The following is a 12,626-nucleotide window of genomic DNA, read 5'->3' as shown; positions in this document are numbered from 1 at the left end:
GAAAAAACACGCCGAAAGGAAACTGCCGTGACCCTTCAACAACTCCGCTATGTCACGGCTGTTGCCGGCGCCGGCACCATCGAACAGCTGGCTGAGTACATCGGTGTGGAGCCTGCAGCCCTTTCCGCTACTGTGGAGCAATACAATAAGGTTTGCGCCGAGGGCTGCGACAGCGACTTTGCCAAGGACCCGCACTTCCTGAATGCAGTTGCAAAGGCTCCCTTCTACGCCCATGTCACCACCCCGAGTCTGGGCTTTGCACTGGTGACCACCGGCGGCTTTGTGACCACCAATGACCAGCAGGTGCTGAACGAGGATTATCAGCCCATCGAGGGCCTGTACGCTTCCGGCAACACCTGCGGTATGCGCTTTGGTCCCGAGTATATCACCCCGATCCCCGGTGTGAGCATTGGTATGTGCCTGACGCTGGGCCGCGAACTGGGCAAATATCTGGCTGTAAAGTAAGCAGCTGCCTTCGTCAAAGCCTGATCGGCTGCAGTAAAGCCCCATAAGCAATAAAAGATCCCGTCCACTTCTGGGTGAACGGGATCTTTTTTGCGTATCAGACAGGAAAAAGCGGCTCAGAGGTCGTTTTTCTCCTGCCCCAGATTATCGGATTCCAGATCGTACAGGCCGTGCTGCAGATGCTCTTCCATCATGACCCGGGCACGCTTGGCGTCATGCTTGCGGAAAGCGTCCAACAGAATGCCGTGGTAGTAGATGCCGCCGTAGTAACCGTTGGAAAGAATGAGCATCTTACCCAGACTAGCACGGCGCTGGAAGGTCTCGTTCATAATGGCAATGGTGTAATCGTTGCCGCAGGCGTTGATGATCTCCATATGGAACGCCACGTCCGCGTTGATGAACTCTTCGCACTTGCCCACAGAGGCCTTCATGGCCTTGAGGTGGCCCTCCAGTTTGGCAATCAGCTCCGGCGAGGCGGTCTGGGCCACCTGTGCGCAGACTGCCGGTTCCACGATGCTGCGGAACTCCAAGATCTGCTTCATGGTCTCGGTAGCATCGATGGTGGGAGCCGGTTCCTCCACATTGGAATAGAAGGCCGAAAGATCGTCCGAGATCAGGAAGGTGCCCTTGCCGTGCACGCTTTCCAGAATGCCCAGCGCAATGAACTGCTGCAGGGCGCTGCGCACGGACACACGGCTGACCCCCAGCTCTTCGCACAGCTGGTTTTCACTGGGAATCTTCTCGCCCACGGTCCAGTTGCCGTTGCGGATATTTTTGCGGATATAGTGGGCAATCTTTCCGGTGACGCTGCCCTTATCGGCCATAGTGGAACACCTCTTTGTATTACAACTTTTTCTAACTATATCATAGGATGTTGCAAAAGTAAATCAAAATCAGCGAAAACTGGCAGAAAAAAACTTGTATGCAGACAACTGCTCACGGGATCAGGACGGCTTTGGTCAGGCTTTCGTCCCGGTGCACAAGGCGGTCGAACACCTGCGCACCCTCGGCCAGCGGAAAGCTCTGCCACAGGCCGGTCAGGCCGGCGCGGCCCTCGGCAATGGCCTGCAGGCAGACCGGGTACTCCCCGGCGGAGGAATAGCTGAACTGCACATCGATCTGCTCGGTGATGCAGCGCTGCAGCGGGAAGTCGATGGTCCGGGCGTGGTTGCCAATGACCATGATGCGTCCGCCCTTGCGCACCAGCTCCATGGCCTGTGTAAAGGAGCTTTGGGAACCGACGGCATCGTACACCACATCGGCACCGCGCTCTGCGGTGAGCTGCGGCAGCTGAGCGCAGTCCAGTGCACCCAGCTGTGCGGCCAGCTGCATGGGCCGGGCGTGGTGGCCGCTTATGCAGACCTGTGCGCCCTGACTTTTTGCGGCAATCAGGGTCATCAGGCCAATGGTGCCGTCACCGATCACGGCAGCGGTCTGCCCGGCGGCAAGGCCGCTGCGCAGCACGGCGTGCATTCCCACGGCAAACGGTTCCACAAGGCAGCCCTGTTCAAAGCTGACGGTGGGCGGCAGGGCATACAAAGTGCGGGCCTTTACGGCGATGTACTGGGCCATGGCACCATTTTTGCGGTACTCGGTGCAGGCAACGCCTACGATGCGGCGCTGTGCGCAGAGGTTGTGCATCCCGTGGGTGCAGAACCAGCAGCAGCCGCAGTATTCGGTGGAATCAAAGGTGACGCGGTCGCCCACGGCCCAGCTCTGCACGGCTTCGCCCAGCTGCGCAATGGTGCCGCTGGCTTCGTGGCCCATGACCAGCGGCGGGATGCGCCGCCCGTTCTCACCGCTGCTGCCGTGCACATCGCTGCCACAGATGGCGCAGGCCTTTACCTCCACCAGCACCTCGTCCGGTGCCGGTTCAGGGCGGGGAACATCCTGGTATTCAAAGGTATGCGGTGCGGTGAACACCAGTGCTTTCATCATGTTTACCATTCTGCCACGCTCCCGTCCTCATGCCTCCAAACCGGGTTCTTCCAGCTATGCGGGGTTTGGCCCTCTTCCTCCACCAGAGCCTTGTTCACCTCTACGCCAAGGCCGGGCTTCTGGGGCAGGCTGACAAAGCCGTTCACGAACTTGAAATCCTCGGGGTTCAGCGCATAGTCCAGCACGCTGCGGCCCTCGTTGTAGTGGATGCCGATGCTTTGCTCCTGAATGGCCGCGTTGTAGCAGGTGGCATCCAGATTCAGGCAGCTGGCAAGGGCCACCGGGCCAAGCGGGCAGTGGGGAGCAAGGGCCACATCGTGGGCTTCGGCCATGGCGGCGATCTTCTTGCACTCGGTCAGGCCACCGGCATGGGAAAGGTCCGGCTGCACGATGTCCACGCCGCCAATGGCCAGCAGATGCTTGAAATCGTACTTGGTGAACAGGCGTTCACCGGTAGCAATGGGGATGTTGCAGGCCGCCGCAATCTCGGGGAAATACTCCATGTTATCGCAGAGAACGGGTTCCTCAATGAACATGGGGTCGAACTCTTCCAGCTTTTTGGCCACGATCTTTGCCATGGGCTTGTGCACCCGGCCGTGAAAATCAATGGCAATGCCAAAATCCTTGCCGCAGCTCTCACGCACGCTGGCTACGCGCTCCAGCAGGGCATCGATCTTGGCGTAGCTGTCCAGAAACTGCAGCTCGTCGGTGCCGTTCATCTTGATGGCGGTGAAGCCCTGCTGTTTCTTTTCCAGCGCAGCGCGGCCCACATCGGCTGGGCGGTCGCCGCCCACCCAGCTGTACACCCGCATCTTATCGCGGCAGCTGCCGCCCATCAGCTGCCAGACCGGCACATTGCAGTATTTGCCCTTGATATCCCACAGGGCCTGATCGATGCCGGAGATGGCGCTCATCAGGATGCCGCCGCCGCGGTAGAAGCCGCCGCGGAACAGCACAGTCCACAGGTCTTCGATCTTCATGGGGTCGGCACCAATGAGGTACGGCTCCATCTCATGGATGCACTCGCATACGGTGGCGGCGCGGCCTTCCAGCACCGGCTCGCCCCAGCCGGAAATGCCTGCATCGGTGCTGATCTCAATAAAAGCCCAGCGGGGACGCACCAGCCATGTCTGAAGTTTTGTGATCTTCATAGCAATGCTCCTTTGAGAACAAAAAACACTGTACGATTCCAGCCGTGTTTCTCCGTCAGGGATCGTACAGTGTCAAAGATTATTGCAAATTACGGAGTCTGCAGGCTGCCGTCGCGGTTGCGGGTCTGGGTCCAGGTGGTCACAGTATTCTCACAGGGATACTTTGCGGCCTCCTTCTCATTCAGGTCTACGCCGAGACCGGGCTTGTCGTTGGCGTAAACAAAGCCGTCGTTGCCGTACTCGGGCATACCGGGGAACACTTCCAGCAGAGCGCCGTGGTTATCCTTCAGCTTCTGGATGACGAAGTTGGGCGGTTCGATGCCGCTCCACTCCTGCAGGCCCAGATTCTGAGCGGCCAGATCGATGTGGATGTTGGCTGCATGGGCCAGCGGGCTCATGTCGCCGGGGCCGTGCCAGCAGATGCGCACACCATACTGCTCGCAGAACATCTGCAGCTTGCGGGCCGGGGTGATGCCGCCCACCTGGCTCAGATGCACGCGCATGTAGTCGATGCTGCGGTTCTGCACCAGCTTCTTGTACTCGGCAGGGTTGTTGAACAGCTCGCCCTGGCTCAGCGGGGTCACGCTGGTCTGCTTGATCTTATCCAGCCATTCCACCTGCTCCAGAGGCACAACGTCCTCCATGAAGAACAGCTTGTAAGGCTCCATCTCCTTGACAAAGGTGACAGCCTCGGTGGGGTGGATGCGCTCGTGCACATCGTGCACCAGATCAATGTCGAAGCCTTCCTTGGCACGGATGCCGTCGAACAGCTTCAGGGTGTCGCGCATATACTTCTTGCTGTCCAGATACACGCCCGGCTCTGCGCCCTTGGCTGCCCACTCCGGAGCAGGGCCAAAGCCGCCGCCGCCGTAGCCGCCGCACTGGCAGCGGATGTGCTTGACACCGATGGAACGATACTTCTCGATGTTCTCGCAGATCTCGTCCACATTGGCACCGTCCACATGGCGGTACACCGGAACACCGGCGCGCATTTTGCCGCCGAACAGGTCGTACACAGGCATGTTGGCCATTTTGCCCTTGATGTCCCACAGGGCCATATCCACACCGGAGATGGCATTGTTGACGATGGGGCCGCAGCGCCAGTAGGCGTTCTGGTGCATCAGCTGCCACAGGTCGGAGATGTTGCGCACATCCTTGCCGATCAGCAGCGGACGCAGATAGGTCTCAATGAGATGCTGCACGGTCAGGTGGCGGTAAGCGAAGGTGGCGCAGCCCAGACCGTACAGGCCCGGCTCGCTGGTCTCCACCTTCACCACCACCAGATTGATGCCCTCGGGGGCGGTGCAGATCACTTTAATATCGCGTATGGTAGGGGCCATGACAGGGTTCCTCCCTTTTTATGTGTTGATTACTTGACCAGATAGCCGCCGTCAACGGGGATCAGGGCACCGTTCAGGTAGTCGGATGCAGCGGAAGCCAGGAAGACGACGGGACCCTTCATATCCTCGGGCAGGCCCCAGCGGCCAGCGGGGATGCGCTTGGTGCACTCGTCCTTGCGCTCCTGCGTCATGTTGGCGCACATCTCGGTGTCCATGTAGCCCGGGCAGATGCAGTTGATGTTGATGCCGCGGCCGGCGCAGTCAACAGCAACGCTCTTGGTCAGCTGAGCAACAGCGCCCTTGGTTGCGGTGTAGGCAGGCACAGTGGTGCAGCCGAAGTAGGAAGCCATGGAGCCGATGGTGATGATCTTGCCGCCAGTGGGCTGCTTGAGCATGACCTGCAGAGAACGCTGGATCATGAACCAGACGTGGTCCAGATTGATCTTCATGACCAGATCCCACTGCTCTGCGGGGAACTCCTCGGGCAGATAGCGGCGCTGGATGCCTGCAGCGGGGACCAGAACGTCCAGACGACCGTCCAAAATCTGCAGTGCTTCGTCGAAGGCGCGGTTCAGGTCCTCACGGTCAGCCAGATTGCCGATGACAGAGTAGGCTTCCAGACCCTTGGCGCGGTACTCCTCGCAGACCTTTTCCACTTTTTCCTTCTGGACATCGATGATGACGACCTTGCAGCCTGCCTCCAGCAGACCTTCGGCCATGCCGCGGGACAGACCCTGTGCGCCGCCGGTAACGATCGCATGCTTGCCGGCAATATCAAACTTAGTAAGAGCAGCCATAATAATGATCTCCTTCTATTTTATAATGTACGTGTTTATATCAGGGCCAGAGGGTCAGTCCTCTGCGCCGTCGAACAGGATAACGGTCTTCTTGACGGCCGGGTCCGGATGAACGATGTTGTCGAAGACCTTTTCGATCTCGCTGAACTTGACGAAGGTGGTTGCAAGACCTTCCATGTGGTACTTGCCCTCGGCCATCTTCTGTGCAGTGGGGACCCACTGGTTCAGGCTCATGCGGGTGCCGCAGATGGTCAGCTCACGGCCATTGATCATCTGCTGAGTGATCTTTTCGGGCACGGTGCAGAAGCCCATGGGGACCACACGGCCTGCGTTGCACACGATGCCGGGCTGCATGATCATGGTCAGGCTGCCGGGGAAGCAGGCGGAGTCGAATGCGACGGTGCAGCCGTGGCCGTTGGTGATCTTCTGCACTTCGGCAACGATGTCCTGCGTTTTGCTGTTCACGGTGTAATCGGCACCGAACTGCTTGCTGCGCTCCAGACTACTGTCGCTGATGTCGCAGCAGATGACGGTTTTAGCACCCTTGAGCTTGCAGGCCTGTGCAATGATGGTGCCGATGGTGCCGGTGCCCAGAATGAACACCACATCGTCCTCGCACACGCCTGCACGGCTGGTGCTGTGCTCGCCGATGGTCAGCGGCTCGATCAGAGCGGCATCTTTCCAGGGAATGCTGTCGTCGATCTTGTAGACGTAAGGCTCTTCGACGCACCAGTATTCACGCCAGCCGCCGTTGGTGCCGCTGCCGCGCACCAGAACGTGCTCGCAGACATTGCCGCGGCCATGCTTGCACTGGTAGCACTCGCCGCAGCGAATCACGTAGTCAATCACGACGTGGTCGCCCACCTTGATGTTTTTGCAGTCTGCGCCAACCTTGGTGACCAGACCAACATTCTCGTGGCCGGGGATCAGCGGGTAGCGGGAGTTGGGGTTCTCGCCCTTATAAATATGGATGTCGCTGCCGCAGACACCAGCAGCCATCATCTTGATCTGGACTTCGTTGTCCTTCGGTTCAGGGATCTCAGTCTCGCGCATCTCAAAGTGGAGCGGCTCGGTGACCCAACACTCTTTCATAACAGTAGACCTCCTTGTTGGTGATCAGTGATCTTCTTGTAAATGTTCCGTCGTCGTATCTTGTTGTAATACAAGATTCATTGGCTTTAGTATACACGACAATACAAGAAAAGCAAGAGGAAATTTGAAAAAACAGGGATTTAAGGATGATTTTCGACTAACTGCACAATTCTGGGCATGCCGTTTTGTGATACAAGACGGAAACTGATGTCAAGACAAGCGCCCGGCAGAGCATAAGAGCGGAATAGAAGGAGTATTAAAAATAAAGATACGGCAAAGAATAGCAGCTGCGGGCAGGAATTCTGACGAAACTGGACATGTATCACAGAAAAAATGGCAGGACGGATTGTTTTATGGATATTTCCTATTATAAATGCCTCTTGCGGAAGATGAACTTGTTTCGGCCAAAAAACAAGTTGGGGTGCGCCAGCGGTGCCGGATCGGGTCGGAAGAGGGGAGAAAGAGGCGGTGGACGGTGGAAGCCGGCAGAAGAAAATGAAGCCCCAAAAGTGAAAAACGTCAACTTGAACGGACAAAAAGCACAGGAATATGAAGAGATGTGACAACGATGAAACGTCAAAAAAGTCAAAAGTATAACAAAAGTGGCTAAAAATCTTAAGTTTTATCTTTGAATTGTACAGATTTGCATTTTGAAACAAGTGCACTCTGCACAAAAAACATGTAACTTGTAAAAAGAATGTTGACAATGCTTGTATTACATGCTATTATGTTGGCAACAGAAAGTCCCACGCAGGTGGGCGCCAGAAAAGTACGTGCAGACCGGCTGACACAAGCCCGGTCATGATGTTTAAGAAAATTGGAGGACAACAAGATGAAACAGTACATCAACCGCCGTGATTTCCTGAAGGCTGCTGGCGTGACCGCAGCTGCCGCTGCTCTGGCTGGCTGCGGTGTCACTTCCGGCTCCACCGCCACTGCATCCAGCACGGCTGCATCCAGCACCGCCGCTGCCGGCAAGTACGATGATGTCAAGGCCGATGTCACCCTGACCATGAGCCACCAGATGGCTGCAAGCCACTCCATCAACAAGACTGCTGAGGAGTTCGCTCGTCTGGTCGCTGAGAAGTCCGAGGGCAAGATGAAGGTGGACGTTTACTCCGCTGCAACTCTGGGCACCGAGACCGAGAACCTGCAGGCCCTGACCAACGGCACTCTGGATCTGGCCGTGATCGCTGCCGAGTTCTATGCAAACTACGTGGACGAGGCCGGCTGCCTGTGCCTGCCCTTCGTATACAGCAGCTACGACGACTGCGCTGAGAAGCTGGCCGGTGAGGCTGGCACCACCGTTGCACAGATGATCCTGGACAAGACCAATGTCCGCATTCTGGACTACTACGTGCTGGCATTCCGTCAGATCTTTACCACCGATAAGCCTCTGAACACCGTGGACGATATGTCCGGCCTGATCATCCGCATCCCGGACTCCTCTACTTATAAAGAGACCTTCACCCAGCTGGGCGCTGCTCCCACTCCTGTGGCATGGGGCGAGACCTACACCGCACTGGATACCGGTCTGGTGTCCGCTGTGGAGAACATCCCCGAGTCCATCATGTCCGCCTCCATGCAGGAAGTGTGCAAGTACGTCAACGTTTCCAACCACATCATTGGACCCACCACCATCTCCGTTTCCGAGCAGGTGTTCCAGAAGCTGACCGAAGAGCAGCAGAACATCCTGACCGAGGCCGCTAAGGAAGCCTGCGAGTTTGGCCTGAATGCTACCAAGGACGGCAGCGATGCAAACTTCGACGCTCTGAAAGGTGCCGGTCTGGAAGTGGTGGACACCGATGTTGACAGCCTGAAGGCAAAGATCAACTACAACGCATATGCTTGCGCAAAGACCGATGTCGGCAAGCAGATCCTGACTTCCATGGGTGTTGCTCTCTGATAGACCGTCCGTCTTTCCCTGAAAAAATGTGCGGGCAGGCCTCAAAGGGCTTGCCCGCACTTAATTGAATAAAAGGAGATGAACCCCGCATGAAAAATGTGCGTAAAACGGTGGATAAGATCCTGAATGTGTGCATTCTGGTTCTCTTCATCGCAATGTTCGGTGTTACCACCCTGAACGTTATCATGCGTTATATCTTTAACTCGCCGCTGAGCTTTGCAGTCGAGTTTGGCCGCTACACCTTTGCAGGCATGGTCTATCTCGGCTCCATCTACGTCATGCGCGACGACGGCCACATCGGTCTGGACATCGTGGTGGATGCTCTTCCGGAGCCGCTGCACACCATCGTGAAAAAGTTCTCCCGCGTGCTGGTTCTTGCCTATCTGGCCATATTCTTCTGCATGAGCACCCGCATGGTTATTGAGAACTGGACCAACCGTTCCAGCACCATGCATCTGCCCATGTCTGTTGTGTATCTGGCCATGGTCATTGGCAGTGCCGGTATGTTCATTGAAGAGCTGCTTCTCCTGCTGGGCAAGGGCGGCAGCGAAAAATTAGATGCAGGCGACATGGGAGGTGGCATGTAATATGTGGATGATCATTGGTATCTTCTTTCTGATGCTGCTCATCGGCGTGCCTGTTGCGTTCGGCGTCGGCATCTCCTCCATGCTGTATCTGGCCCTGAACGGTAAAGATCTCGTCATCCTCACCCAGCGCATCTTCGCTGGTGGTGACTCCTTCACCCTGATGGCAATTCCGCTGTTCATCTTCGCAGGCGAGATCATGAATGCCTGTGGCGTTACCAAGCGCATCGTCGGCTTTGCAAACGAGCTGGTCGGCTTTATCCCCGGCGGTCTGGCACACGTCAACATTCTGGCATCCATGCTGTTTGCAGGCGTTTCCGGCTCCACCTCTGCCGACGTTGCTTCCATCGGCGGCATGCTGATCGGCTCCATGGACGAAGCCGGTTTCGACCGCGACTACGCCACTGCCGTCACCGCTGCATCCGCAACCATCGGTTCCATCATTCCGCCTTCCATCCTGATGGTGCTATACAGCTCCATTACCGGTATCTCCGTTGGTAAGCTGTTCATGGCAGGCGTGATCCCCGGCATTCTGGTGGGTGTCAGTCAGATGATCTACGCTTTCATCAAGGCAAAGAAGAACCCTGCCAAGTACGACGGCGATGTGAAGGTCAAGTTCGACTTCAAGCGCATGGTCAAGTCCTTCATCAATGCTCTGCCTGCGCTGGTCATGCCTCTGATCATCATTGGCGGCATCCTGTCCGGTGTGTTCACTGCAACCGAGGCCGGTGCAATCGCCGGTGCTTACGGTCTGATCATCGGCATCTTCGTCTACAAGGAGTTCACCTTTGAGGGTGCCATCAAGACGGTCCTCAGCGCAGCCCGCACCTCCGGCATGACCATGCTCATCGTGGCAAGCACCACCGCATTCGGTTACTGCCTGGCCATTGAGAAGTTCCCCGAGCAGGTGTCCGCTCTGCTGACCGGCATCTCCACCAACCCCAACATCCTGATGCTCCTGATGATCATTGCCATGTGCATCATCGGCATGTTCATGGATACCACCTCTGCCGCCATCATCATGGTGCCCATCTTCTACCCCATCGCCGCAGCTGCCGGCATCGACGGCATCCACTTCGGCATGGTCATGGTGCTCACCTTCATTCTGGGCGGCATCACTCCTCCCGTTGGCGTTACCCTGTACATCGCAACCGCTGTTGCAAAGATCAAGTTCACCAATCTGCTCAAGGAAATGTGGCCGTTCATCCTTCTGTTCATCGCGGTCATGTTCGCAGTTGCTTACTGCCCGGCTATCTGCCTGACCATCCCCAACATGCTGGCCTGATCTGCAACCGGACAGCAGATGCTCATGAAAAGCTTTTTCTAAATTTTCTCCTAAATCTCCTATCCCTTGCTTTGCATTCTCCATTACTTCCCAACGATCTCCCAAAACAGAAACCATTCGTGCAGAGGTCAGGCTGCTTTCATCCCTCCCGGGTGGAAGCGGCCTGATTCTCTTTTTTTGCCAAAGACCCGGAAAGGAGCATTGTTTATGGCACAACTTGTTACCCTTGGCGAGACCATGGCCGCCTTTGCGCCGGACCGCATGGGCCCGCTGCGCTATGTTTCCAACTACGGCATCCGCATTGCGGGGGCCGAGAGCAACACTGCCATTGGCGGCGTAACGCCGGAGAACATCCCGGAGTTCCGCAAGGCGGGATGCCTTGGCGTGGGCCTTGCCAGCAGCCTGATGCCGAAGGACAAGGTCGCCGCCCGCGACTGGGATGCCTGCGCGGAATACGTGCACATGCTGCTTACAAAAGCCAAAGGCGAATAAACCGCAGAAACAGCAAGACCGCTCACCCGAAAAGATGAGCGGTCTTTTGTTGTGTGATGGGATGGCATTGCGGCCTACTCTTTAGACCATGGCTTCGCGTCATCCTGCCGGAGCAGTCGGCATCGATGCCGTTCTGCTTTGTCTGCTGCGTGAACCACTTTCACTCCTGAAATGAACTGCATGAAAAATCAGAAGGCCCCATTCTATTGACTTTGCCTTTGCAGGGGAGTATACTCCATGTCACCAAGAATATTACGGCTATGACGAGAAAAAGTACCCGGAAGGAATGCTGCAGAGAGCTGCCGGTTGGTGCAAGGCAGTGCAGGGCATCCGTGGGAAGATCCTCTCCGAGCTTTCCGGCTGAATGGGCAGTGTGCGCCCCAGTAAGCAGGAACGGCAGGCCCCCGTTATCACGGGCCGCGCGTTGTTGGACGTGCACTGAGTGGTCAGCGTTGTGCTGGCAATAAGAGTGGTACCGCAGAGGATATTATACGCCTTTGTCTCTTACAGACCGTAGGGGACAAGGGCGTTTTGTTTTGCGGATGCTTTTGTCCCAAAGCATGTCAGAAGGAAAAGGAGAAACAATTATGAAGACACTGGAAAAAGTAAGCGACTTTGTGGGCAAGTACATGGCCGCCATCGTTATTGTGGTGGCCGCGGGTGCCCTGTTCTTCCCCGGCCCGTTCAGCGTGGTAAAGACGGCGTGGGTCAATAACCTGCTGGGCATCGTGATGTTCGGCATGGGCCTTACCCTGAAGCCGGGGGACTTCAAGGTGGTGTTCAGCCGCCCGAAGGACGTGATTATCGGCTGCGTTGCACAGTTCACCCTCATGCCGTTTCTGGCATGGGCGCTCACGCAGGTGTTCCACCTGCCCACCGAGCTGGCCATTGGCGTGATCCTGGTTGGCACCTGCCCCGGCGGCACCTCTTCCAACGTGATGACCTACCTTTCCAAGGGCGACGTTGCACTGTCCGTTGGCATGACCGCTGTTTCCACCGTGCTGGCTCCGCTCCTCACCCCGCTGCTCACCCTGCTGTACGCTGGCCAGCGTGTTGACGTGAACCCCATGAGCATGTTCATGTCCATCGTCAAGGTGGTGCTGGTGCCCATCGCACTGGGCTTTGTGGTCAATCACTTCTTCCATAAGTTCACCGAGGAAGCCGTCCGTGTGCTGCCTCTGGTCTCCACTACCGCCATCGTGCTGATCATCTGCGCCGTGGTCTCCGCCAACAGCGCCAAGATCATGACCAGCGGTCTGCTGATCCTTGTGGTGGTCATCCTGCACAATGTGCTGGGCTATCTCACCGGCTTTGGCGTGGGCAAGCTGCTCAAGCTGGACTCCACCAAGTGCCGCGCGATCTCCATCGAGGTGGGCATGCAGAACTCCGGCCTTGCAACCAGTCTGGCCGCCGCACACTTTGCACAGTATCCGCTGGCTACCATTCCCGGCGCTGTGTTCTCCGTGTGGCATAACATTTCCGGTGCGATCCTCGCCAACTTCTTTGCCCGCACAGCAGAGAAGAAGGATTGATCTTTCATAACACAGTAAAGCCCCCGGCAGGCGCAAACCTGCCG

The 12,626-nt window shown here is 56.9% G+C and carries 13 protein-coding genes and 1 other annotated feature; of the genes, 7 read left to right on the top strand and 6 right to left on the bottom strand.

Going from position 1 to position 12,626, the window contains the following annotated elements; genetic code table 11:
• Window positions 1–27 precede the first annotated feature (27 nt).
• The gene (locus WMO17_RS06860; protein ID WP_349137748.1) at window positions 28–465 is read left to right on the top strand and encodes an FAD-binding protein; all 438 of its coding nucleotides are present in this window, start codon (window positions 28–30) and stop codon (window positions 463–465) included.
• A 116-nt stretch (window positions 466–581) separates the two neighbouring features.
• On the opposite strand, the gene WMO17_RS06855 is transcribed toward WMO17_RS06860, so the two are convergent.
• From WMO17_RS06855 to WMO17_RS06830, 6 genes are all read right to left on the bottom strand, one after another.
• Complete coding sequence (locus WMO17_RS06855; RefSeq protein WP_349137747.1) at window positions 582–1,289, bottom strand: FadR/GntR family transcriptional regulator; 708 nt, start codon at window positions 1,287–1,289, stop codon at window positions 582–584.
• A 112-nt stretch (window positions 1,290–1,401) separates the two neighbouring features.
• On the bottom strand, window positions 1,402–2,412 hold the full coding sequence (locus WMO17_RS06850; RefSeq protein ID WP_349137746.1) for a zinc-dependent alcohol dehydrogenase: 1,011 nt from the start codon (window positions 2,410–2,412) through the stop codon (window positions 1,402–1,404).
• A complete protein-coding gene (gene dgoD, locus WMO17_RS06845; protein WP_349137745.1) occupies window positions 2,406–3,554 on the bottom strand; it encodes a galactonate dehydratase in 1,149 nt (382 codons plus the stop codon). The genes WMO17_RS06850 and dgoD overlap by 7 nt, the downstream gene beginning before the upstream one ends.
• A gap of 89 nt (window positions 3,555–3,643) precedes the next feature.
• Window positions 3,644–4,894, bottom strand: a complete 1,251-nt coding sequence (locus WMO17_RS06840; protein ID WP_097773820.1) for an enolase C-terminal domain-like protein — start codon at window positions 4,892–4,894, stop codon at window positions 3,644–3,646.
• 29 nt (window positions 4,895–4,923) lie between these two features.
• Window positions 4,924–5,691 carry an SDR family oxidoreductase gene (locus WMO17_RS06835; RefSeq protein WP_207698472.1) on the bottom strand — a complete coding sequence of 256 codons (768 nt, stop codon included), beginning with the start codon at window positions 5,689–5,691 and terminating at the stop codon, window positions 4,924–4,926.
• A 54-nt stretch (window positions 5,692–5,745) separates the two neighbouring features.
• Window positions 5,746–6,783, bottom strand: coding sequence for a zinc-dependent alcohol dehydrogenase (locus tag WMO17_RS06830; RefSeq protein WP_118526745.1), 1,038 nt, complete (start codon window positions 6,781–6,783; stop codon window positions 5,746–5,748).
• Window positions 6,784–7,136: 353 nt separating this feature from the next.
• On the opposite strand from WMO17_RS06830, the gene WMO17_RS06825 reads away from it, so the two are divergent.
• The 6 genes from WMO17_RS06825 (at window position 7,137) to WMO17_RS06800 (ending at window position 12,582) form a co-directional block, all read left to right on the top strand.
• A complete protein-coding gene (locus tag WMO17_RS06825) occupies window positions 7,137–7,346 on the top strand; it encodes a hypothetical protein (protein ID WP_349137744.1) in 210 nt (69 codons plus the stop codon).
• 269 nt (window positions 7,347–7,615) lie between these two features.
• Window positions 7,616–8,689: a TRAP transporter substrate-binding protein gene (locus WMO17_RS06820; RefSeq protein WP_349137743.1), complete on the top strand. Its 1,074-nt coding sequence runs from the start codon at window positions 7,616–7,618 to the stop codon at window positions 8,687–8,689.
• A gap of 89 nt (window positions 8,690–8,778) precedes the next feature.
• The gene (locus tag WMO17_RS06815; protein ID WP_179860418.1) at window positions 8,779–9,276 is read left to right on the top strand and encodes a TRAP transporter small permease; all 498 of its coding nucleotides are present in this window, start codon (window positions 8,779–8,781) and stop codon (window positions 9,274–9,276) included.
• 1 nt (window position 9,277) lies between these two features.
• Entirely contained in the window at window positions 9,278–10,558 is a 1,281-nt protein-coding gene (locus WMO17_RS06810) for a TRAP transporter large permease (protein ID WP_349137742.1), read from the top strand.
• Between the two features lie 207 nt (window positions 10,559–10,765).
• Window positions 10,766–11,050 (top strand): hypothetical protein, encoded by a 285-nt coding sequence (locus tag WMO17_RS06805; protein WP_349137741.1) that lies wholly within the window; start codon window positions 10,766–10,768, stop codon window positions 11,048–11,050.
• A gap of 251 nt (window positions 11,051–11,301) precedes the next feature.
• Window positions 11,302–11,558 (top strand) — a binding site (T-box leader).
• Between the two features lie 79 nt (window positions 11,559–11,637).
• Window positions 11,638–12,582: a bile acid:sodium symporter family protein gene (locus WMO17_RS06800; protein ID WP_349137740.1), complete on the top strand. Its 945-nt coding sequence runs from the start codon at window positions 11,638–11,640 to the stop codon at window positions 12,580–12,582.
• Window positions 12,583–12,626 lie beyond the last annotated feature (44 nt).

The organism is Faecalibacterium faecis, from assembly GCF_040096475.1.
Lineage (GTDB): Bacteria > Bacillota > Clostridia > Oscillospirales > Ruminococcaceae > Faecalibacterium > Faecalibacterium taiwanense.
Note: the sequence above shows the minus strand (reverse complement) of the source record. Positions and strands in the feature narration are given on the sequence as shown.